This is a genomic window from Streptomyces sp. NPDC091280, assembly GCF_044768565.1.
In the GTDB taxonomy this organism is placed as follows: domain Bacteria; phylum Actinomycetota; class Actinomycetes; order Streptomycetales; family Streptomycetaceae; genus Streptomyces.
Genome location: NZ_JBIVUZ010000006.1, coordinates 414671 through 436426, shown reverse-complemented (window position 1 = coordinate 436426; position 21756 = coordinate 414671). Strand labels below are relative to the sequence as shown.

The following is a 21756-nucleotide window of genomic DNA, read 5'->3' as shown; positions in this document are numbered from 1 at the left end:
CCCGTCCGGCACCCCCGGTCAATCCGAAAAGCATTTGTCGTAACACCTTTTATGTCTATTGAAGGGGCGCAGAATACGGCATCGCTCACCGGTCCGCCCGCCGGGAGGCGGGCCCCGTGCGGCCCGCTTATCGTGATCGAGGGCGCCGGTCACAGCGCTCCCTTGGAGGCATTGATGCTGGCCAGGCTGTCATCGCGGCCCGTGTTCCGGCGCTGCGCGTTCACCGGGGTCCTCACGCTGGCACTGCTCGGCGCGGGGCTGCCCACGCTCGCCGGCGCCGCCGACCGGCCGCAGCCCGACCTGTCCCGGTTCTACCGGCAGAAGGTGAAGTGGGCCGCGTGCAAGGACCAGGACGCGCCCAGGGATCTGCAGTGCGGGAAGGTCACCGTCCCGCTCGACTACGCGAAGCCCGGCGCGGCGACGCTCGATCTCGCGCTGGCCCGTTATCGGGCGACCGGGAAGTCGCGGGGTTCGGTGCTGCTGAACTTCGGCGGTCCCGGTGGCGCGGGTGTCAGTGAACTCGCCGCGGACGGCAAGGAGTTCATGGATCTGACGAACGGCTACGACGTCGTCACCTTCGATCCGCGCGGTGTCGGCCAGTCCTCGCCCGTGAGTTGCGGCGCGGGCACCGACCAGGGCTCGGCCGCCTCGGACGAGGAACCGGCGGACATCGACAGCGGCGACCCGAAGGCCGTCCTCACGCAGTTGCGGAAGGCGGCGGCCGTCTGCGCCAAGTACTCCGGCCCGGTCCTGCCGCACATCGGCACGGTCAACGCCTCCCGGGACCTGGACATCATGCGCCAGGCCCTCGGCGACAAGAAGCTCAACTACCTCGGTTTCTCCTACGGAACGCGGCTCGGCGCGGTCTACGCGGCCCAATTCCCCAAGAAGGTAGGCCGGTTCGTCCTCGACGGCGTCGACACCCTCACCGAGCCGCTGTCCGAGCAGGGCCGGGCGGGCGCCGAGGGACAGCAGACGGCGCTGGAGGACTTCCTCAACTGGTGTGTGCAGGACATCGCGTGTCCGTTCGGCACGGACGCGCGGTCGGCGCCGGACCGGGTCGTGGGACTCGTCGACTCGCTCGACCAGGATCCCGTACAGACGGACTTCGGGGACGGCTTCTCCGGTCAGGATCTGGTGGGGGCCATCAGTCAGGCGCTGTACAGCAAGCAGTTGTGGCCGTCGCTGGAGCGGGCCATCGCCTCGCTGGTCGAGGACGGTGACACCCGGGCCGTGATGGCGTTCTCGTCCGGCGGGTCCGGGCTGCCCGGGCTGCGCGGCGGCGAGGAGTCGGGCGGCGGGCTAGTCGACGCGCAGAACGTCCCGCTCGACAACCTCCCCGCCGCGCTGATGGCGATCAACTGCGCCGACGACCCCGACCGCCCCACCGCCGAGCGCATCACCAAGGACCTGGCCGGCCTGCGCGCCGAGTACCGGGCGGCGTCACCGGTGTTCGGCCGCTACCGGCTCACCGAGGTGCTGATGTGCTACGGCCGCCCCAAGGGCACCGACTACATCCGCGACGACGTCAAGAACGTGGACACGTCGAAGATGCTGCTCGTCGGCACCCGGGGCGACCCGGCGACGCCGTACCGCTGGACCGTGGAGACGGCGCACCGGCTCGGTTCCTCGGCCGTGGTGCTCGACAACAAGGGTGAGGGGCACACCGGTTACGCGTCCTCGAAGTGCGTGCACTCCAAGGTCGACGACTTCCTGCTGTACGGTTCGCTGCCGCCGAGCGGGAGTTCCTGCGCGCCGGACACCACCTCAGGCGAGTGAGATCTCGGGCTTGTAGAGGTCCAGCCAGAGCGCCAGGTCCAGGGCGCGTTCCAGTCCGCGGCGGCCCGCCTGGCTGCTGATGGGCGCGTCGCGGTGGGCCACGCGGCGGAGCCGGTCGCGGTCCACGAGGTCGAAGACCGGGTGGGAGGGGCGGGCGAGCAGGTCCTTGGCGTGGTCCTGGAGGGCGACCGCGTACTTGGGGTCCTGGGTGGACGGGTAGGGGCTCTTGACCCGGTCGTACACGGACTTCGGGAGGACGTCGGCGGTGGCCTCCCTGAGCAGGGTCTTCTCCCGGCCGTCGTAGGACTTGAGGGACCAGGGCGTGTTGTAGACGTACTCGACGAGCCGGTGGTCGCAGAACGGCACCCGCACCTCTAGGCCCACGGCCATGCTCGCGCGGTCCTTGCGGTCGAGCAGGATGCGGACGAAGCGGGTGAGGTGGAGGTGGCAGACGCGCCGCATGCCGTACTCGAAGTCGCTCTCCCCGTCGAGGCGTTGGATGCCCGAGACGGCGGTGCGGTAGCCGTCGGCGATGTACGACTCGGTGTCCAGCGCCTCGGTCAGGTCCGCGCGCAGGACGTCGGTGTCGTCCCCGAAGTCCCGGCCGAAGCGCACCAGCCAGGGGAAGGTGGCGGCGCGCCGGGCCTCCTCGTCGAAGAACTGCTGGTAGCCGCCGAAGACCTCGTCGGCCGACTCGCCGGACAGGGCGACGGTGGACTGGTCTCGGATGGCGCGGAAGAGCAGGTACAGCGAGGAGTCCATGTCGCCGAAGCCGACGGGGAGATCGCGGGCCCTGATCGTCCTGGCCCGTACGTCGGGATCGGCGAGGGCGTGGGCGTCGAGCACGATGTCCTGGTGGTCGGTGCCCGAGGCGCGGGCCACGTCGTGGACGTAGGGCGCGTCGGGGGTGGCGCGGAGCTGGTCGGCGACGAAGTTCTCGCTCTGGCCGACGAAGTCGACGGCGAAACTGCGCACCTTCTCGCCGTGCGCGCCGAGTTGGCGGGCGGCGATGGCGGTCATGGCGGAGGAGTCGAGGCCGCCGGAGAGCAGGGTGCAGCGGGGCACGTCGGCGACGAGCTGGCGGCGCACGATGTCGTCGAGGAGGCTGCGGACGGTGGCGACGGTCGTGTCGCGGTCGTCGGTGTGCGGGCGGGTCTCCAACTGCCAGTAGGCGCGGCGGCGCAGGCCCGTGCGGTCGACGGTGACGACGGTGCCGGGCTCGACCTCCGACATGCCGTCCCAGACGGCGTGCCGAGGTGTCTTGATCATGGTGAAGAGTTCTCGCAGGCCGTCCAGGGTGACCCTGGCGCGGGCGAGCGGGTGGGCGAGGATCGCCTTGGGCTCGGAGCCGAAGAGGACGCCGTCGGAGGTGGGGTGGTAGTAGAAGGGCTTGATGCCCATGCGGTCCCGGACCATGACGAGCCGGTCGCGGCGTTCGTCCCAGATGGCGAAGGCGTACATGCCGTTGAGGCGTTCGGCGACGGCGTCGCCCCATTCGAGATAGCCGCGCAGCACGACCTCGGTGTCGGAGTCGGTGGTGAACGGGTGGCCCCGGTCGGCGAGTTGGCGGCGGAGTTCGGTGAAGTTGTAGGTCTCCCCGGAGTAGACGAGGGCGACCGTGCCGTCCGCCGTGTCGGCGGTCATGGGCTGGTGTCCGCCGGGCAGGTCGATGATCGCGAGCCGGCGGTGTCCGAGGGCGGCGGGGCCGCGCGCCCAGACGCCCCGGTCGTCGGGGCCGCGGCAGGCCATCGTCTCGGTCATCGCATCCAATGTCGCGGCCTCGGTGCGCAGTTCACGGTCGAAGGAGACCCAGCCGGTGATGCCGCACATGCGTTACCTCCCGCGTCCGGCCGGCCGGAAAAGCCCGTACCACCTGGGTGTTCCTCGGTGCGGGGCCACCCCGGCCGAACCAGTTGTATCTAGCATCTACATTTCGAGGGTGGGTCACGGCGACAGGGCCGGTCAACATGTCCGTAACATCGACGACCGCGCCACCCCACCGCTTTCGGCCGCGCTTTGCGTCCCCGGGATCCGTCCGGCGGCCTCCTACCGGGCGGCGCGCGTCAGGAACCGGCCACGGGCAAAGAGTTCATCAACATCCGCGCCCCTGCCGGTACTTCAGAACTCCACCGGGTCCCGCACGATCGGGCAGGTCATGCAGTGCCCGCCGCCCCGGCCGCGCCCCAGCTCGGCACCGACGATCGTGATGACCTCGACACCGGCCTTGCGCAGCAGGGTGTTGGTCTGCGTGTTGCGGTCGTAGGTGAAGACCACGCCCGGTTCCAGCGCGACGGCGTTGTTGCCGCTGTCCCACTGCTGGCGTTCGGAGGCGTAGCTGTCACCGCCCGTCTCCACGACCCGCAGCTCGGGCAGGCCGAGCGCCTTGGCGACGACCTCGGTGAACGGTGCCGGGCCCTCGTCGACGATGTCGATGCCCGGACCCTTGTCGCCGGGGCGCAGGGAGAAGGTGTGGACGGCGTCCATGATGGCCGGGTACAGGGTGACCAGGTCGCGGTCGGCGAAGGTGAAGACGGTGTCGAGGTGCATCGCGGACCGCAGCTTCGGCATGCCGGCCACGACAACGTGCTCGGCGGCGCCCAGGTCGAAGAGTGCCTTGGCTACCTGGGTGATGGCCTGGCGCGAGGTGCGTTCGCTCATTCCCATGAGGACCACGCCGTTGCCGACGGGCATGATGTCGCCGCCCTCGAACGTGGCCTGCCCCCAGTCGAGTTCGGGATCGCCCCACCACACGAGGGAGCCCGCGAAGTCCGGGTGGAAGGTGTAGATCGCCTTCATCAGCAGGGTCTCGCCGTGCCGGGCGGGCCAGTAGAGCGGGTTGAGGGTGAGGCCGCCGTAGAGCCAGCAGGTGGTGTCGCGGGTGTAGAGGGTGTTGGGCAGTGGTGGCATCAGGTATTCGCGGACGCCGGTGGACTCGCGGGCGAGGGCGATGTAGTCGGTGCGGTAGTCGTCCGGGAGGTCGGTGGTGGCGAGGCCGCCGATCAGGTACTTGGCCAGTTCGGCCGGTTCGAGGCTCTCCAGGTAGGCGCGGGTGGCGTCGATGAGGCCGAGGCCGACCTCGCCCGCGACGATCTTCCGGTCCAGGAGCCAGTCCCTGGCGGCGGGGATCGTCATGGTCTGGGCGAGCAGTTCGTGCAACTCGACCACCTCGACGCCGCGTTCGCGGAGTTCGTTGACGAAGTCGGCGTGGTCGCGCTGGGCGTTCTCGACCCACATCACGTCGTCGAAGAGCAGGTCGTCGGAGTTGGTCGGGGTGAGCCTGCGGTGGGCCAGGCCCGGTGCGCAGACCAGCACCTTGCGCAGTCGGCCGACCTCGGAGTGGACGCCGTACTCATGTCGGCCCACGGTGTCTTGACTGGTCACGGTGCACACACCTTTCCGAGGGTCAGAGGCTGATCCAGCCCGCTGCCAGCGCGACGATCCCGGCCGCGGCACCCGCGACCGAGACGGCGAGGATCACCAGTTCGCGGGCCGAGAAGGGCGAACGCCCCTGCTCCCTGCGGGCCTTGACGAACAGGAAGGTGGCGGGCGCGTAGATGATGAAGGAGACGAGGAGGTACTTGAGGCCGGCCGCGTAGATGAGGAACGCGGTGTAGACGGTGGCGAGGACGGCGACCGTCAGCTCGGCCCGCCCCGGGCCGACTCGGGTGCGGGCGATCCGTACGGCGAAGCCCGCCGCGAGCAGGAACGGGATCAGCGTCAGTGAACTGGTCAGGTCCAGCGCGAAGTTGAAGGCGTCGTCGGAGAAGTAGGTGACGATCAGGACGACTTGGCTGAGCAGGGTGGTCATCACCAGCGCGGGCACGGGCACGTCGGCCGCCGTGGACTTCTTCAGGAAGCGCGGCATGTCGTCGTCCTTGGCGGCGACGAACAGCACCTCGGCGGCCATCAGCGTCCAGGCGAGATAGGCGCCCAGCACGGAGACGATCAGCCCGACGCTCACGAAGACCTTGCCCCAGGTGCCCACCGCGTGCTCCAGCACGCCCGCCATGGAGGGCTGCCGCAGTTCGGCGATCTCGCCCATCGGCATCAGGCCGTACGACACGATCGTGACCGACGCGAAGACGGCGAAGACGCTGAGGAAGCCGAGGACGGTGGCGCGGCCGACGTCCTCGCGGCGGCGGGCGTGCCGGGAGTAGACGCTCGCGCCCTCGACGCCGAGGAACACGAAGACCGTGGCCAGCATGGTGCCCTTGACCTGCTGGAACAGGGAGCCCGCGTAGTCGGCGCCACCGAAGTTCTCGGCGAAGACATGGGGCTTGAGGTAGAAGAGCGCCAGGACGACGAAGACGAGGATCGGCACGACCTTGGCGACGGTGACGATCCGGTTGATGGCCGCCGCCTCCTTCACGCCCCGGCTGATGAGGAGGAAGAAGAGCCACAGCCCGGCCGAGGAGAGCACCACCGCGAGAACGGTGTCGCCCTCGCCGAGCGCGGGGGCGATCGTGCCGATCGTCGACATGATCAGCACCCAGTAGGTCACGTTGCCGACGCAGGCGCTGGCCCAGTAGCCGAACGCGGCGAAGAAGCCGAGGTATTCGCCGAACCCGGCCTTGGCGTAGGCGTAGACACCGGCGTCGAGGTCGGGTCTGCGGACGGCGAGGGTCTGGAAGACGAAGGCCAGCATCAGCATGCCGGTACCGGCGACGGCCCAGGCGATGAGGGCGCCGGCCACGCCCGTCTCCTGCGCGAACCGGCGCGGGAGCGAGAAGACCCCGGCCCCGACCATGGAGCCGACCACCATGGTGGTCAGCGTCGGCAGGCTCAGCTTGGCGGCCGTGCTCCGGGGGGCGGTGGTGGTGGCGGCTTCCGTCACCCGACGGACGTTAGCAATGAATTGCCCCATTTGCCCGGCGAGGTTCCCCCATATGCCCCATCCGTGAATCCGCCCTATCGTGCTGGTATGGAGCACGCACTGAGTCCCGCCACCCTGACCGAACTGCGGCGCCCGCGCCCCTACCCCGCGGTCTCCGTGCTCACCCCGACCCATCGCCGCGAGCCCGACAACGCCCAGGATCCGGTCCGGCTGCGCAATGTGGTGGCCGAGGCCAAGAAACAGCTGGAGGCCGATCCCGCGGTCCCCCGGGAGCGGCGCGTCGACGTCGTCCGGCAGCTCGACCAGGCCCTCGCCGAGGTCGATCTGGCGCACGCCGAGGAGGGCCTGGTGATCTTCGCCGCGCCCGGTGAGCACCAGGTGTGGTCGCTCGCCAGATCGGTGCCGGAGCGTGTGGTGCTCTCCGACACCTTCCTCACCCGCAATCTCGTCTCCGCGCAGGCCTCCGAGCGGCCGTTCTGGGTCCTGTCGGTCTCCGCCGACCGCGTCACGCTGTGGAACGGCGGTGTCGACCGGGTCGCCGAGGCCCGCACGGGCGGTTTCCCGCTGACCCGCGACCACCGGGACAACTTCGACGCCGAGCGCCAGGAGCGGATCGGCGACATCCCGAGCACCTTCCGCGACGAGGACACCCGGCACTTCCTGCGCGAGGCCGACACCGCGATGGGCCGCGTGCTGCGCGAGCACCGGCGTCCGCTCTACATCACGGGCGAGCAGGCGGCCCTGTCCGCGCTCGACGAGGTCGGCGGCGCCACCAGGGGCGCGGTGCACGTCCCGCACGGCGGTCTCGCGCACGGCACGCCCGACGCGGTGTGGCAGGCGGTACGACCGCTCGTCGAAGGCGAGGCGCGCGAGAACACCGCCGCAGTGACCCGGGAGCTCGAATCGGCGCGCGGGCGCAAGGAGTTCGCGGCCGGCGTCGACGAGGTGTGGCAGAACGCCCGGGAGGGCCGGGTCCGGCTGCTGGCCGTCGAGGAGAACTACCGTGTCACGGTCCGCGACGACCACGGCGACCATCTGGTCCCGGCCGAGAGCGGCGACCTCGACGCCCGCGAGGACATCGTGGACGAGATCGTCGAACAGTGCCTGGAGACGGGCGCCGAGGTCCGCTTCGTCCCCGACGGCACCCTGACCGACGCGGCCGGCATCGCGGGCGTGCTGCGCTACTGAGCCCGCCGCCTCGCCCCAGAGGCCGCCTCTCCCCCGCGGCGTACGCTACGGCGTGATCGTCGACGTAGAGGGAGAGCGCACGTGGGTGACCTGCTGGGCGTGGCCGTGCTGGGTGCGGGGCACATGGGAGCCGACCACATACGACGCCTCGACCAGGTGGTGAGCGGCGCCCGGGTCGCCGCGGTGGCCGACCCGGACACCGAGCGCGCCAAGGAGGCGGCGGCCGGTCTGGACGCGGTCACGGTGCACGAGGACGCCGTGGCCGCGCTGGACGCCCCCGGGGTCGAGGCGGTGCTCATCGCCTCGCCGGGTCCCGCGCACGAGGAGGCACTCCTCGCCGCCTTCGCGCGCGGACTGCCGGTGCTGTGCGAGAAGCCCATGGTGCCCGACTCCGCCGGAGCGCTCCGGGTGGTGGAGGCCGAGGCACGGCTCGGACGGCGGCTGGCGCAGATCGGGTTCATGCGGCGCTACGACGCGGAGTACCAGCGCCTCAAGTCCCTGCTGGACGGCGGGCGGTTGGGGCGTCCGCTGATGCTGCACTGCACCCACCGCAATGTGTCCTCACCGCCGTACTTCACCTCGGCGATGCTCATCGACAGTTCCGTCTCGCACGAGATCGACGCGGCGCGCTGGCTGCTCGGTCAGGAACTCACGGCCGTGACGGTGCTCAGCCCGCGCTCCTCGGCGAACGCGCCGGAGGGTCTGGTCGACCCGCAGCTGGTGCTCTTCGAGACCGACGGCGGCGCCCTGGTCGACGTCGAGGTCTTCGTCAACTCCGGCTTCGGCTACCAGGTCCGCTGCGAGGCCGTGTGCGAGGCGGGCAGCGCCCGGATCGGCGAGGACCACGCGATGACCGTGACCACCCGGGGCAGCGCCCACGAGGACGTGCCGCTCGACTATCTCGTGCGGTTCGCGGACGCCTACGACCGCGAGGTGCGGTCCTGGGTGGACGCCACCCGGCGGGGCCGGGTCACCGGCCCGAGCGTCTGGGACGGCTACGCGTCCGCCGTCGTCGCGGAGGCCGGGGTCCGGGCGCTGGAGAGCGGCGGCCGGGTGGCCGTGGAGCTCGCCCCGCGCCCGGAGCTGTACACCGACGTCAGCCGCTGATACTGGCCGCCCCCGACTCCAGATGGCCGGTGAACCGGCGCGACCAGGTCGCGTCGGAGTCGACGGTGACCGTGAAGTCGTACCAACCGCCTTGATACGCCACGGCGTTGAAGAAGTCCTCCGCCGACGCCCCGGCGGCGACCGGGTACGTCCACGGACCGTCGCCGCGGTAGTGGTTGGAGGTGATGGTGAACCGCACCGACGCGGAACCCGAGTTGGCCATCCTGAAATAGATCGCGAGCTTGCCCGTGCCCGGCTCGACGGCGTAACGGGTGCTCACCTCCACGGACTTGCCCGCCTTGGTGGCATCGCCCTGGAAGCGGCGCAGGAAGCGGTTCGGTCCGACCATGGAGAGGTCGTACTTGCCACTGCCGTAGCCGGTACCGATGTTGAAGAAGTCGGAGGCGGTGCCGCCGGGGTCGATCGTGTACTGCCAGGGCGTGGTGTCGCGGTAGGCGTTGGGGTGGATGGAGAGATGGGCGGCGCTCCTGGCGGCGCCGCCCTGGTTGGACATCGCGAACCAGGCGAGGATCTTGCCGTTCGCCCCGAACTCCAGCCGGTCCAGGTACCCGCCCGGCTGGTACGGCAGCGCGCGGGCGGGCCGGGTGCCGCTCTCCTGCGCGGGCAGGGCGTTGTCCGTGGGGACCGGGTTGGGCAGCGGGCCGCAGGTGGAGATGCCGATGACGCTCGTCGCGGGCAGGGACACCGGGCCGTGCACGGGGTTGGCGAAGTCGAAGACTCCGGTCAGGTCGCCGCTGACCCTGCGGCGCCAGGCGCTGATGTTGGAGCAGGCCGCGGGAGTGCCGAGGGCGGTGGTCCAGGTCTCCAGGAAGCGCAGCACCGAGGTGTGCTCGAAGACCTCCGAGGAGACCCAACCCCCGCGCGTCCAGGGCGAGATGACGACCATCGGCACCCGGAAGCCGAAGCCGTACGGCACTCCGTTGAGGAACTCGCCGTCGGTGCCGGCGGGCGGGACCGGTGGCGGCACATGGTCGAAGTAGCCGTCGTTCTCGTCGTAGTTGAGGAACAGGACGGTCGAGTCGAAGACGTCCGGGTCGGCGGCGAGCGCCTGGTAGACCAGCCCGATGAAGTGGGCGCCGTCGCCGGGCGGGGCGTAGGGGTGCTCGGAGAAGCCCTGGTTGGGGACGACCCAGGAGACCTGCGGGAGGGTGCCCGCGAGGACGTCGGCCTTGATGGCGGCGGCGATGTCGTCGGGGGTGGAGCCGGTGACGGCCGGGACGGAGGACATGCCCCGGTCGTGGAGCGGGCTGCCCGCCTTGGAGTCGGCGAAGTTCTTGAAGTAGGCGCAGCCGTTGTCGCCGTAGTTGTCGGCCGCGTTCTGGTAGACCTTCCAGGTCACTCCGGCGTTCTGGAGCGCCTCGGCGTAGCTCTGCCAGGTGAGGCCGGACTCGTCACCGCCGTCGTAGCTGGAGGAGTCGACCTTGCCGCTCCACAGGTAGGTGCGGTTGGGGCCGGTCGCGCTGAGGGTGGAGCAGAAGTAGGCGTCGCAGACGGTGTAGTTGTCGGCGAGCGCGTAGTGGAACGGAATGTCCGAGCGGTCCAGGTAGCCCAGCGAGCGGACGTTGCCGACGCCCGAGACCCAGTTGTCGAGGCGGCCCTTGTTCCACGCGGAGTGCTGCGAGGACCAGGAGTGCGGGAGGTCGCCGTTGCACTGGGCGAGGGTCTCGCCGTCGTGGCCGCCGGCGGCCGGGGTGGCGCTCAGCTTCCAGGGGTACTGACGGCCGCCGCCATTGGGCTGGTTGAAGACCGGGTAGCCGCCGCTCAGGGTGATGCCGCTGCGGTCGTCGAAGCCGCGGACGCCCTTGAGGCGCCCGAAGTAGTGGTCGAAGCTGCGGTTCTCCTGCATGAGGATCACCACGTGCTTCACGTCCGAGATCGTGCCGGTCGCCGCCTGCTGTGCCGCGCTCGCGGGCCGTGCGCCGGTGCCCGTCATCATGCCCGCCGCCACGGTCGCACCGAGCCCCACGAAGCCTCTTCGGCTGATCGGTGTCATGCGCTCCGCCCTCGTCACCGGCATGCCCGAGCGGCACACCGCGCGCAAGGGTGCACGGGGTGATCGCCGAGGTCCATACCCGGGCGGTTAGGCGGAGGTGAACAAAAGTCAAAGCCGCCGTCCGGCGGCCGAGTCGCCCTCAGACGCTCCCGAACAGGGCGCTCAGGCCCCGGTCGACGACGGCGTCCATGTCCTCCTGCCCGGTGGCCACCACGTCGTAGGTCCGCAGCAGGAAGCGGCGCAGTTCCGGGGTGTGGAAGTGGAGCAGGGCGAGGCCGAACGGCGAGTGGAACTCCAGCACCGTGCGGGCCCGGCCGCACGGCCACAGGTGCACGTCCCCGCTGCCGGCCGGCCGCCGCAGCCCCTCCTCCAGCAGGGTCCGGGCGAAGGTCCAGGTGACGCCGTCGCCGTCGAGGGACACCTCTGGTGGGAAGTCGAGGTGCACGGCGAGCGGGTCCGAGGCCGTGTAGCGGAGCGTGGCCGACACGGGGAGTTCGGTGTCGTCCGCCGTGATCAGCCGGGCTCGGGTGGGCTGCTGGAGCGTGATGTCCATGATCGGTCTCCGCTGCGGGTGAGAGGTCGGCCGGATTGCCGTGTGCCTGTACGACCTCGTAGGTGCCGTTCGCATTACGCGGAACCCTCGATGAATTGATGTGATCTGGGTCACTCCGACGTCCCGGGGTTCGCGCCGCTCTGATCCACCACTGATCGGGGCTTGATCACCGTGGGCCAGCATGAGGTGGTTGACGTCTCCCGCCCACTGGAGCACGGATGAATCGTTCTTCGCTGACGACCGACACAGAGGTCCTGGTCCTGCTCGGCCGAAGGCAGCAGGTGCACTACGGAAGTCCGGAGTTCTTCCGGCAGTTCGGAGGGACGGGCGAGGAGCTGCACGGCAGACCGTTCCGCCGGCTCGTGGCACCGGACCTGCGCGCCTCGCTGGACCGGCACCTGGACCAGCTGCTGGCCGGCACCCTGGACCAGTTCAGCCACCGCACGGCACTGCTGCGGCGGTCCGCCCCGCCGCTCGACGTCCTCCTCACCGCGACGGCCCTGCACGGCAGTTCACCGAACCGGGCCGTGGCCATACAGCTCGCCGCCCAGGGAGTCACGAGCGCCGGCCCGAGCATCGGCGAGATGGCGGCGAAGGTGCTGGAGGGCACCGCCGCCGGACTGACCTCGGAGTTCCTGGCCGCCCGCCTGTTCATCAGCCGGCAGACCGTCGACTACCACATCTCCCGCATGCTCCGGCAGTTCGGCATACCGAACCGGGTGGCGCTGATCGCGCACGCCTATTCGACGGGAATCCTCCAGCCCAATTCCTGGCCACCGCGCGTCGCCGACGAGTCCATCAAATAGGGACCGGGACAGCCCGGCCACCGCTCCCGTCCGGCAGAGGGGCCGATCACGTGTCACCGATTCACAGAATGGGGTTGGAGTGGAGTTCGCGCCCAGCGCATGGCTGAACGACGGAACACCGCGCACCGGTGCCGCCCGCGGCACGGCGGCCGAAACCGGCCTCACCCAGCTGAACCTCCTGGGACCGCTGGAGATCCTCGTCTCGGGCGTCACCGTCTCCCCGGGGGGAGCGAAGCCGCAGATCCTCTTCGCCTACCTGTGCCTCAACGCCAACCGGCATGTGTCGATCGGCAACATCATCGAGGCCACGTGGGGAGAACGGCCGCCGTCGAGCGCGCGGAAGAACATCCAGCTCTACGTCAGCCGGCTGCGCAGGCACTTCGGGCGGGCGACCGACGTCCGGCTGGTCACCACGGGCGACGGCTATCAACTCGTGGCCGAATCAGGTCAGGTGGACCTGGAGCGCTCCCGGCGGCTCGGGCAGCTCGGCAAGGAGAAGCTCCGCAACGGCACCCCCGGAGAGGCGGGCCGGCTCCTGCGCGAGGCGATCCAGCTGTGGCGGGGCAAGCCGCTGAGCGGTCTCACCAAGACCCTGTTCATGCAGGGCGAGGCCGCCAGACTGGAACAGTTCAGACTCGGCCTGCTGATGAACTACTACCAGGCCCAGCTCGCGGACGGCCAGCACTTCGAGATCATCCCCGAACTGCTCGCCTCGGTCGCCGATCACCCGCATCAGGAACGGCTGCGCGCCGATCTCATGCTGGCCCTGTGGCGGTCGGGTCAGCGCCATGCCGCGCTCGCCGCCTACCGCGAGGCCTACCAGCTGCTGAGCGACGAGCTGGGCATCATCCCCGGGCGGCAGCTGCACGCCCTGCACCAGGCGATCCTGGACGACGACGCCGAGGTCGTGGGCGGTCTCACGGCACAGTGGAGCGTCGCGCCGTAACGTCCGCGCTTCGCCCCCGTTCCCCGCCCCCACCTGCGCATTGATCGGGCGTTGATCGCGGACTGCCATCATGGCGAAGCGCCGCACACCCCTGGCAGCGCACAGTCCGGAAACACCACAGAAACGGGCAACAGAGTGATTTTACGCAAGACCGATAAATCTTCGCGTCTGTGTCGCTGGTTCGCGGCGCTGGCCTTGACGGTCCTCGTGGGCGGCGCCGGTACGAGCGCGCTGGCCGGTGCGGCGCCGGACCGTCCGTCCTCCGGCCCGTCGAGCCACCGTCAACTGGTCGCGGAAGCTCCCAAGTCGCTGTGGAACGGCACGGGCTCGGAGTGCGAGGCGTGCTCCCAGAAGTGACCTCCGGCCCCGCCGGTCACCCGCTCACGGGTGACCGGTGTGCTCGGCGCCCAGGTCGCTGAGGGAGACCGGGACACCCGGCGACGGCAGCGCGGCGAGCCTGCTCCGCCGCGCGTGGTCCACCAGATCCTGCGGGGTCAGGTCCGCCACCGCCTTGCCGACGTGGTCGAGCATGGCGGTGGCGGCGGCGAGCAGGGCCGCCTCGTCCAGCGGCCGGGCCTCCACCTCCATGGCCTTGGCGGACAGCCTCTGGAGGCTGCGGAACAGGTCCCCCTTGTGGACCTCACGGATCGTCAGCGACAGGTGCGCGGACAGGCCACCGCTGCCGACGGCCTCGTGCGGGAAGCCGCGCGGAACGTACAGGACCTCACCGGCGCGCACCGTCGTGCGCAGCACCTCGGCGGGCGGTTCCCCCTCCACCCGCCCTTCCTGCCAGTCGCCGTCGGCCGGACCCTCGTAGATCCGCCAGTCCTTGCTGCCGCCCAGCTGGAGGACGAGCACGTCGGCGTCGTCGCGGTGCAGCGGGGCGCCGTGGGCGCCCGCAGGTGTGACGAAGCAGAACGCCTCGACCGGCCGCCGGAGTTCGGCCGACAGCACCGCGAGCAGCTCGCGGGTCGGGCCGTGCCACTGGTCGACCCGGCGCATGAGCAGGGTCGCGCCCCGCCCGATCAGCGCCCGAATCTTCTCCTGGTCGGCGAACCCGGCGTACGAGGTGTGGTTGACGGAGCGTGCCGAGAAGTAGGTGTCGGCGGGGAGCGGTCCCTCGGGGCCGGTCATCTCCACGTACGGCTCGTGCAGGAAGCCGGTGGCGAGGGCCTCGTCCACGTCGGCCAGGGTGAAGGGGCTGGCCGCGCCCCCGCCGGGAGTGAAGACACCGGGACGGCGGCGCCAGTGGTCGGCGGCGAAGGCCGCGGGATCACCGACCCACCGGGACAGTGTCGTGGCGTGTGCGATGTTCATGGCGTGCGTTCCCTCTCGTACTCGACTGGTGCCCGCCGCGGTGCCTCGGGCCACAGGACGGGCAGCGCCCCCTGCTCGAAGCGCCGTCTCGTCTCGGAGACCCTGACCTTTCCGCTGGTCGTCACGGGGAGAGTGCCCCTGGGCAGCAGGGCGACCTCCGACACGTACAGCCCGAGGCCCCGCGCGAGGCACCGCCGGACCTGTGCCGCCACCTGGTCGGGAGGCAGCGCGCCCGGGGCGTCGGACGACTCCGCCACCAGGCACAGGCGGTCGGCGGAATCCTTCTCCGGGACGGCGAAGGCGGCGCACCGGCCGGGCCGCAGACCCGGTACGTCCGCGCAGGCCGTGAGGATGTCCACGGGGTGGAAGTTGCGGCCGTGGTGGACGAGTACGTCGTCGGTCCGGCCGAGGACGAACAGCTGGCCGCCGTGCAGGAATCCGAGGTCACCGGTGGCGTGCCACGGGGACCGCCGGGCGGGCGCCCCCCAGTAGCCGGCGGTCAGTTGCGGGCCCCGGACGTGGATCTCCCCCACGCTCCCCTCGGCCGCCCGGCCGGTGCCGACGCGTACCCGGGTACGGGCCAGCGGCACCCCCGAGGAGAGCAGCACGACGGAGGGGACGCCCGGCCCGGCGGGGTCCACGCGGCCGGCGCGGAGCGCCTCGGCATTGACGGCGAGTCGGAGCGGCGGAACGGCGGGGGTGGTTCCGGTGACGGTCAGGGTCGCCTCCGCCATGCCGTACGAGGGGCACAGGCCGCCGGCCCGGAAGCCCGCGCTGGCGAACCGCGCGGTGAACCGGTCGGCGGTGGCGGCGCGGACCACCTCTCCCGCGCTGCGCGCCACCCGCCAGGCGCGCAGGTCGAGGGTGGCCGCCTCGGCGTCGGTGGTCTTGCGCGCGCACAGGTCGTAGGCGAAGTCGGGAGCGCTGGAGAGCGTGCCGCGGCAGGCGGTGAGTGCCGAGAGCCATTCCGCCGGGCGCCGGGCGAAGCGTTCCGGCGGCATGAGCACGGACTCGTATCCGGTGAACAGCGGTCTGAGGACGCCGGTGATCAGGCCCATGTCGTGGTGCAGCGGCACCCAGGTCACGGCGACGTCGGCCGGGGTCTCGTCGTAGAAGGAGGCCGCCTGACGGCAACTGGCCAGCAGGGCACGGTGGTTGACGACCACACCCCGGGGAGATCCGGTCGAACCGGAGGTGTACTGGAGGAAGGCGGGCGCGTGCGGGCTCACCCCGGCGCGGGGCGGGCCGCCGGGCGCCGCGATGGCCTCGGCCCGCAATTCCTCCCAGGTGGTGATGCCGGGGCGGATGGCCGGGCCGTCCAGCGCGCGGCGGACGGTGTCCCGCCATGCCTCGGTGGTGACGACCAGGGCCGGGCGGCAGTCCAGGACGATGGCGCGCAGTCCCTGCTCGAACGCCTCCGCTCGGGTCGTGCGCGGGACGGGGGCGGGCACCGCGACGAGTCCGCCGGCGAGGGCGGCCAGCAGGACGGTGGTGAACGACTCGTCGTTCGGCAGCACCAGGACCACCCGGTCCCCGGGTGCCGTGCCCGGGCGGCACAATGCGGGGACGGTCGTGTCCACGAGACGCGCCAACTCGGCGAAGGTCAGGCGGTCTCCGATCCCCCCCTCGTCCCAGCGGGTCAGGGCGATGGCGTCCGGCTGCCGCCGGGCGTGCCGCCGGAGCCATCCGGCGGCGGTGCCCGCGCGGTGTGCGGCTGCCCCGCCGTCAGACGGCATGGGGCGCGCTCCGGGGCAGGTCGAGCAGGGCGGCCCGCCGCAGTTTGCCGCTGGGCGTGCGCGGCAGCGAGCCCGGGGCCGCCAACACGACCTGCGGGCAGGACAGTTCGAGCATGTCGGCCGTGGCCTCGATGGCGGGCAGCGGGTCCTGGAGGACGCTGCCGCCTCGGTGCTCCACGAAGCACACCGGTACCTCGTCCGCTCCGTCGAGGACGGCCGCGTCGGTGACCCCGGGCAGCAGCCGGATGTCCTGTTCTAGGCGGGCCAGCCGGATGCCCCGGGGGCTCTCGGCGCGGCCGAGGACGAACAGGTAGCCCTCGTCGTCGACATGGCCCACGTCGCCGGTCTTCAGCACGTCCCCGTCGGACGGGTCCCGGTCGGCGGCTCGCGGCCGGATGTCGATGTCCCCGGTCTCCCCCGCGGGCAGCGGTCTGCCGTCCCGGGTGATCTCGACCCGGATCCCCGCGAGGGGCCGCCCGACCGATCCGGGTCTGGCCAGCCACTCGGCCGTGGTGATCTCGGTGAGAACGCCCTGCGAGGTGCCGTAGTACTCGTGCAGGACCGGCCCGAACAGGCCGATGGCCGCTCGTTTGACCGAGGGCGGGCAGGCGGCCCCGCCGTGGAAGAGCACCCGGAAGCGGTCGTACGACGGCTCGCCCGCCTCGACCACGTCGGTCAGGCGGTCCGGGCTGAGCATGGCGCTGTCCGCGCGGTGGCGCTCGGCCAGTTCCGCGAACGCGCCCGGGGACCAGTGCCGTTGGACGACGACCGTGCTGCCGGCCTGGAGCGCGTACAGGGCGGGGCCCAGCGTGCCCAGGTGGTAGGTGGGGTTGGCCATCAGATGCGGGCCCCGGCCGGCTCCGGCGCCGTAGCGTTCGACGACCGCGACGCCCCGGTAGGGCCTGCGTGGACGGGCGCGGGTCACGGCCTGGGGCAGTCCGGTGGTGCCGGAGGTGGCGAAGACCAGGCGGCCCGCGGCGGGCGGGAGCCCGGACGCGCGCACGCGGTCGGCCCGACGCGTCGTCAGTTCCGCGTCGGTCCAGACCGGACGGAGCGGGTCGGGGCCGCCCTCCCGCGGTTCCGCGGAGATGTGCGCGGTCGTGGCCACCGAGTCCAACAGGGAGGCTCCCAAGGGGAGTTCGAGCAGGTCGGGGTCGATCGGAAACAGGCCGTATCCGTGGCGCAGCGCGGCGAGGGCCAGCGCGAAGAAGGCGGGCCCGGTGGGGATGTCGGTCGACACGGTGGCGCCGTCGGGCAGCCCCCGGGCGCGCAGTCCGCTGGCCAAGGCGTCGGCGCGGCCGACGAGTTCGCCGTAGGTGATCTCCTCCTCGTCCGCGATCACGGCCGTGCGGTCCGGGTCGGTCGCCGCGGTGGCCCACGGGTCCCACAGGTAGGGCTTCATGGTTCCTCAGTGCTCGGCTGTCGACAGGAGGTGGACCGGCCGCGCCAGCGCGGCGGCGAGGGCGGCGAGGCTCGGCAGGGCGACGATCAGCTCGATGTCGACCTCGGTGTCCAGGAGTTCCTCCAGGCGGTTGCTCAGTTCGACCGCGGTGATGGAGTCGCCCCCGAGGGAGAAGAAGTCGTCCTCGGGCGTGACCGGGTGGCCGAACACCTCGCTCACGGCGGTCAGTACCTCGTCGATGGGCGTGTCGGGCATGGTGTCTTCCCTGCTGGCTGGAGGGGCGGGGTCGGTCGGGGCGTCGTCGGGGCCCGGGCGGGACCGGTTCACTCCGCCCCCGCGTGCGGGCCGTCCACGGCGGAGTGGATCGCGGTGAGCATGTCGTCCAGGAGCGTCCGGGCCAGGCGGCGGTCGGCCCGGTGTCCGTCGTAGAGGAGGTCGATGTCCAGGCGGTCGCGGAACTCGGTGCACCGCAGGTGCAGGGCGAAGCTGTCGTGGAAGGTGATCCGGTGCAGCGGGTAGGCGTCGGCCGTGATCCGGAGTCGTCCGCCGTCGTCCGGGACCGACGAATTCCCTTCGTACCGGCGGAGGTTGACGTAGATGTCGCGGCTGACGGGCGCGCCGCCGGTCTCCTCGGCCGCACGGGTGAGGTCGGCGATCTCGTCGGCGGTCAGCCGCTGGTGCCTGAGCGCGTTGAGCAACTGCTCACGCACCTGGGCCCGTACGGACGGCGTGTCCGCCCCGGCGTCCCGGACGACGAGCGGACAGGAGGCGGCGAACATGCCCACCACGTCCGCGTCTTGGGACGTGCGCGAGTCCATCGAGGTCCACAGGCCCACCTCGGCCCTGCCGGTGCGGGCGGCCAGCGCGGCGACGAAGTGGCCGACCGTGGACTGGAGGACGGTGCAGCGGAACTCTGCGGACAGATCGCGCAGCGCCGCGACCGTGGCGGCGGGCAGTTCCGCGCCGACCGTGCCGGGCTCGGTGCGGCAGGCCCCGGCCGGGCCGGTCCAGGCGGTGCGGGTCAGGAGCGTCAGGCGCTCCCGCCAGCTCGCCAGCGTCCGTTCGCGCTGCCGTGCGGGGGTCGCCGCCCGCTGCCGGACCGCCGCCTCGGCGAAGGAGCGGGCGGTGCCGGGCGGGGACTGGCCCCTGCGCAGGGCCTCGTAGTCGCGCCAGACCTCGTGCCCGAACAGGTGATGGGCCCGGCCGTCGAAGACGAGGTTCTGGAAGGTGGCCAGCAGGGCGTGGTGCTGCTCGTCGCGCCGCAACAGCCGGATTTTGAAAGGCCGTTGCGCGCCGTACGACCACGGGGTGACGCAGTCGCGGGACAGCAGGGCGGAGGCGTAGCGGGAGAACTGCTCGGGCGAGGCGGCCTTCACGTTGAGCCGCTGGACGACCTCCTCGTCGGCGTCGATCCGCCGGGTCCACTGCCGGGGATACGGGCCGGGGGCCGGATCCAGCTGGAGGTGCAGCGCGTCGTGTCGTACGACGAAGGCGCGCACGGCGTCCGCGAGGGCGTCGGTGTCGAGGTCGCCGAGGATCTCGAAGGCGAGCTGCACGTTCTTGTGGGACCAGCCGTCGGCGCGGGTCTTGGTGTGGAACCGGTCCTGCTCGTAGGTGAGCGGGAAGGGCACACCGGCCCCGGGCGCCGTCACGCCAGGCACAGGTACTCCGTTCCGCTCTCCCGCAGGACGGCGGGGGAACCCCTCTCCACGATGCGTCCGTCGCGCATGACGACGACCTGGTCGGCCTCGTCCAGGACCGTCAGGCGGTGGGCTATGACGACGACGGTGATCCCCGCGTCCAGCAGCCCCCGCATGATGGATTCCTCCAGGGCGGGGTCCAGGGCGCTGGTCGCCTCGTCGAGGATGACGAGTTCCGGCTTCTTCGCCAGCATCCGGGCCAGTACGATCCGCTGGCGCTGCCCTCCGGACAGGCCGTGGCCGCCGGGCGCGACGAGGGTGTTGTAGCCCATGGGCATGGCTTCTATCTCCTCGTTGATGTGCGCCAGCCCGACAGCCGTGATCAGGTCGTCCTTGCTGATGTCGTCGGCGCCCAGGACGATGTTGTCCCGGATGGAGCCGCCGAACAGGTGGGCGTTCTGGTTGACGTAGCCGATACGGCGCCGGTGCGTGGGCCGGTCGAGTTCGGTCAGGTCGGTGCCGTCGACGGTGAGGGTGCCGCCGGTGGGGGTGTGGAGTCCGGCGAGCAGCATGCCGAGGGTGGACTTGCCGGAGCCGGAGCGGCCGACGACGGCCACGAACTGGCCGGGCCGCACGTCGAGGTCGATGTCGTCGAGGGTGGGCCGGGGTGCGCCCGGGTAGCGGAAGGACACCTTCTCGGCCTTGATACGGCCGGGCCGGGCGACGCCGGTGCCGACGAAGCTGCCCCTGGGTTCGGGGGGCGCGCTCAGGACGTCGTCGAGCCGGGCGAGGGCGGGGCGGACGGCGGCCAGTTGGGAGCCGGCGTCGAAGAGGCCCTCCAGCGGGATGAACAGGGCGATCGTCAGCGTCATGAAGCCCATGGCCTCGCCGAGCGGGTAGTGGCGGCTGAGGACCAGCCAGATCCCGGCGACCAGCACGATCAGGGGGGCGGCGAACTGGAGTGTGCGGCTGAGCGAGGCGAACAGGGCGAGGTTGCGGCGGGCGCTGAGCCGCTTGTTCACCTCGTGGACGAGGGTGTGCGACCACCGCTCGACCGCTCTGCCGTCCATTCCGGCGGCCTTGAGGGTGGTGATGCTCTCCAGCATCTCCACCAGTTCCTCCTGCGCCTTGGTCTGGCGGTCCAGGACCTCCTGGCTCAGGCCCGTCTGGCGTCGCCAGGTCAGCACGAGGATGCCGGTCTGGACGACGACCAGGACGGTGACGAGCAGCGCGAGCAGCGGGCTGGCCACGGCTATCGCGACCAGGTAGCAGACGATGAGGAGGCTGTCGAACACGGCCGAGACCGCGGTGAGGCTCAGCACCTGGACGAGGACGTTGCTGGTGCGGACGCGCAGTGCGAGATCTCCGGAGTTGCGCACGGTGAAGAAGTCGTAGGGGAGATCCGCCAGGTGTCCGACGATGCCCAGGGTGAGGCGTTTCTCGATGACGGCCTGGCGTCTGGTCACCAGGAAGGAACGCGCCGCGTACAGCGTGAAGTAGAGGAGGACCAGCCCGGCCAGGACCGCCCAGACCGTCCACGCGCCTCCGGTGGACCGGCTGCCGAGGACCCGCGCGACCAGGAACCCGGTGGTGAGCGGGAGGGCGAGTTCGAAGGCCATGAGTCCGGTGGAGGCGGCGAGGAGGAGGGCCAGTTCCCGGCCGCGCGGGAGGTACGGGCGCAGGTGGTGCCAGGGACCGGGCTGGCTGCCCGAGCGCCTGCGGCCGGAGCCGGTGTCGAGCGGCGGCTCAAACTCCAGGGCGACACCGGTGAAGGACTCGGCGACCGATGCCATGGTGAGCCGGCGCCGCCCGTGCACGGGGTCGATGACGTCCACATGGTCCCGGCCGGCTCGCTCCAGGACGACGAAGTGGCTGAAGTTCCAGAACAGGATGGAGCCGGGAGAGAGCCTGGCCAGCGCGTCCGGGGTGGCCCGCACACCGCGGCCCTTGACGCCGTGCTCACGGGCGATCTCCAGCAGGGTCCGGGCGGACGCGCCGTTGCGCCCGGAGCCGGCCCGCGCGCGGATCTCGTCGAGGGTCACGTCCACGCCGTGGTGGCGCAGCACGGTGACGAGGGCGGCGGGACCGCAGTCGCTGACCTGGGTCTGGTAGCAGACCTGGAGCCGCCGGGCGCGGGCGCGGCGCCCGAACCGCTCGCGGACGGCGGCGATCCGTCCGGCCGCGCCCCGGGGCCGGGCCGCGGGAGGAGAGTGGCCGAACACCGGTCCCAGGCCGTCGGCCCGGCGGTGGTGTTCGAGCGCCTCGGCGTTGAAACGGGATTCGCCAGGCATGGGTCCCTTCCCGTGGTGAGCCGCCGACCCGTCTGCCGGAGGGGCCTTCGCTCCTCCGGCAGACGGGTCGCGGAGCCGGATCCGGACTGGCGTCAGATGACGCAGCCGTTGGTGATCGCGAACTGGCCGCCGACGATGTCGTC

17 protein-coding genes are annotated in these 21756 nt (G+C 71.4%); 6 read left to right on the top strand and 11 right to left on the bottom strand.

All coding sequences use genetic code 11. The features are described from left to right. The first annotated feature begins 174 nt into the window (after positions 1-174). Positions 175-1779, top strand: coding sequence for an alpha/beta hydrolase (locus ACIQPR_RS20780; RefSeq protein WP_403650372.1), 1605 nt, complete (start codon positions 175-177; stop codon positions 1777-1779). Here the strand turns inward: ACIQPR_RS20780 and asnB are convergent. The 3 genes from asnB to ACIQPR_RS20765 all read right to left on the bottom strand — a co-directional run bounded on the left by asnB (position 1768) and on the right by ACIQPR_RS20765 (position 6613). Further along, on the bottom strand, positions 1768-3609 hold the full coding sequence (gene asnB / locus ACIQPR_RS20775) for an asparagine synthase (glutamine-hydrolyzing) (RefSeq protein WP_403650370.1): 1842 nt from the start codon (positions 3607-3609) through the stop codon (positions 1768-1770). The two genes, ACIQPR_RS20780 and asnB, sit on opposite strands and share 12 nt — an antisense overlap. Positions 3610-3897: 288 nt before the next feature. Further along, positions 3898-5160, bottom strand: coding sequence for an arginine deiminase (locus ACIQPR_RS20770; RefSeq protein WP_403650368.1), 1263 nt, complete (start codon positions 5158-5160; stop codon positions 3898-3900). Positions 5161-5182: 22 nt separating this feature from the next. Next, entirely contained in the window at positions 5183-6613 is a 1431-nt protein-coding gene (locus ACIQPR_RS20765) for a basic amino acid/polyamine antiporter (protein WP_403650366.1), read from the bottom strand. A gap of 87 nt (positions 6614-6700) precedes the next feature. Between ACIQPR_RS20765 and ACIQPR_RS20760 the strand changes: the two genes are divergently transcribed. Further along, positions 6701-7801 (top strand): chemotaxis protein, encoded by a 1101-nt coding sequence (locus tag ACIQPR_RS20760; RefSeq protein WP_403650364.1) that lies wholly within the window; start codon positions 6701-6703, stop codon positions 7799-7801. Positions 7802-7882: 81 nt separating this feature from the next. Continuing rightward, positions 7883-8908: a Gfo/Idh/MocA family protein gene (locus ACIQPR_RS20755; protein WP_403650362.1), complete on the top strand. Its 1026-nt coding sequence runs from the start codon at positions 7883-7885 to the stop codon at positions 8906-8908. Here ACIQPR_RS20755 and ACIQPR_RS20750 read toward each other — a convergent pair. Next, positions 8898-10922 carry a phosphocholine-specific phospholipase C gene (locus ACIQPR_RS20750; RefSeq protein ID WP_403650360.1) on the bottom strand — a complete coding sequence of 675 codons (2025 nt, stop codon included), beginning with the start codon at positions 10920-10922 and terminating at the stop codon, positions 8898-8900. The genes ACIQPR_RS20755 and ACIQPR_RS20750 overlap by 11 nt on opposite strands. A gap of 139 nt (positions 10923-11061) precedes the next feature. Beyond that, positions 11062-11475 carry an SsgA family sporulation/cell division regulator gene (locus tag ACIQPR_RS20745; RefSeq protein WP_403650359.1) on the bottom strand — a complete coding sequence of 138 codons (414 nt, stop codon included), beginning with the start codon at positions 11473-11475 and terminating at the stop codon, positions 11062-11064. Between the two features lie 218 nt (positions 11476-11693). Here ACIQPR_RS20745 and ACIQPR_RS20740 point away from each other — a divergent pair, with 218 nt between their 5' ends. The 3 genes from ACIQPR_RS20740 to ACIQPR_RS20730 all read left to right on the top strand — a co-directional run bounded on the left by ACIQPR_RS20740 (position 11694) and on the right by ACIQPR_RS20730 (position 13584). After that, positions 11694-12281 (top strand): LuxR C-terminal-related transcriptional regulator, encoded by a 588-nt coding sequence (locus ACIQPR_RS20740; protein WP_403650357.1) that lies wholly within the window; start codon positions 11694-11696, stop codon positions 12279-12281. 79 nt (positions 12282-12360) lie between these two features. Next, positions 12361-13227 carry a BTAD domain-containing putative transcriptional regulator gene (locus tag ACIQPR_RS20735; protein WP_403650355.1) on the top strand — a complete coding sequence of 289 codons (867 nt, stop codon included), beginning with the start codon at positions 12361-12363 and terminating at the stop codon, positions 13225-13227. Positions 13228-13422: 195 nt separating this feature from the next. Further along, entirely contained in the window at positions 13423-13584 is a 162-nt protein-coding gene (locus ACIQPR_RS20730) for a hypothetical protein (RefSeq protein WP_403650353.1), read from the top strand. Positions 13585-13608: 24 nt separating this feature from the next. Here ACIQPR_RS20730 and ACIQPR_RS20725 read toward each other — a convergent pair whose 3' ends face one another. The 6 genes from ACIQPR_RS20725 to ACIQPR_RS20700 all read right to left on the bottom strand — a co-directional run bounded on the left by ACIQPR_RS20725 (position 13609) and on the right by ACIQPR_RS20700 (position 21613). Beyond that, positions 13609-14544 (bottom strand): JmjC domain-containing protein, encoded by a 936-nt coding sequence (locus ACIQPR_RS20725; protein ID WP_403650351.1) that lies wholly within the window; start codon positions 14542-14544, stop codon positions 13609-13611. After that, the gene (locus ACIQPR_RS20720; RefSeq protein WP_403650349.1) at positions 14541-16280 is read right to left on the bottom strand and encodes a fatty acyl-AMP ligase; all 1740 of its coding nucleotides are present in this window, start codon (positions 16278-16280) and stop codon (positions 14541-14543) included. Before ACIQPR_RS20720 ends, ACIQPR_RS20725 begins: the two co-directional genes overlap by 4 nt. Beyond that, positions 16270-17682 (bottom strand): class I adenylate-forming enzyme family protein, encoded by a 1413-nt coding sequence (locus ACIQPR_RS20715; RefSeq protein ID WP_403650347.1) that lies wholly within the window; start codon positions 17680-17682, stop codon positions 16270-16272. Before ACIQPR_RS20715 ends, ACIQPR_RS20720 begins: the two co-directional genes overlap by 11 nt. Before the next feature lie 6 nt (positions 17683-17688). Beyond that, entirely contained in the window at positions 17689-17937 is a 249-nt protein-coding gene (locus ACIQPR_RS20710) for an acyl carrier protein (protein ID WP_403650345.1), read from the bottom strand. A 68-nt stretch (positions 17938-18005) separates the two neighbouring features. Further along, positions 18006-19343 (bottom strand): condensation domain-containing protein, encoded by a 1338-nt coding sequence (locus tag ACIQPR_RS20705; RefSeq protein WP_403650343.1) that lies wholly within the window; start codon positions 19341-19343, stop codon positions 18006-18008. Then, positions 19331-21613 (bottom strand): peptidase domain-containing ABC transporter, encoded by a 2283-nt coding sequence (locus tag ACIQPR_RS20700; protein ID WP_403650341.1) that lies wholly within the window; start codon positions 21611-21613, stop codon positions 19331-19333. Before ACIQPR_RS20700 ends, ACIQPR_RS20705 begins: the two co-directional genes overlap by 13 nt. Between the last annotated feature and the right edge of the window lie 143 nt (positions 21614-21756).

Excerpts from the sequence above, each read along its gene's own strand:
- ACIQPR_RS20780 (WP_403650372.1), top strand. The coding sequence starts at position 175 with ATGCTGGCCAGGCTGTCATCGCGGCCCGTGTTCCGGCGCTGCGCGTTC.
- asnB (WP_403650370.1), bottom strand. The coding sequence starts at position 3,609 with ATGTGCGGCATCACCGGCTGGGTCTCCTTCGACCGTGAACTGCGCACC.
- ACIQPR_RS20760 (WP_403650364.1), top strand. The coding sequence starts at position 6,701 with ATGGAGCACGCACTGAGTCCCGCCACCCTGACCGAACTGCGGCGCCCG.
- ACIQPR_RS20750 (WP_403650360.1), bottom strand. The coding sequence starts at position 10,922 with ATGACACCGATCAGCCGAAGAGGCTTCGTGGGGCTCGGTGCGACCGTG.
- ACIQPR_RS20745 (WP_403650359.1), bottom strand. The coding sequence starts at position 11,475 with ATGGACATCACGCTCCAGCAGCCCACCCGAGCCCGGCTGATCACGGCG.
- ACIQPR_RS20740 (WP_403650357.1), top strand. The coding sequence starts at position 11,694 with ATGAATCGTTCTTCGCTGACGACCGACACAGAGGTCCTGGTCCTGCTC.
- ACIQPR_RS20725 (WP_403650351.1), bottom strand. The coding sequence starts at position 14,544 with ATGAACATCGCACACGCCACGACACTGTCCCGGTGGGTCGGTGATCCC.
- ACIQPR_RS20720 (WP_403650349.1), bottom strand. The coding sequence starts at position 16,280 with ATGCCGTCTGACGGCGGGGCAGCCGCACACCGCGCGGGCACCGCCGCC.
- ACIQPR_RS20715 (WP_403650347.1), bottom strand. The coding sequence starts at position 17,682 with ATGAAGCCCTACCTGTGGGACCCGTGGGCCACCGCGGCGACCGACCCG.
- ACIQPR_RS20710 (WP_403650345.1), bottom strand. The coding sequence starts at position 17,937 with ATGCCCGACACGCCCATCGACGAGGTACTGACCGCCGTGAGCGAGGTG.
- ACIQPR_RS20700 (WP_403650341.1), bottom strand. The coding sequence starts at position 21,613 with ATGCCTGGCGAATCCCGTTTCAACGCCGAGGCGCTCGAACACCACCGC.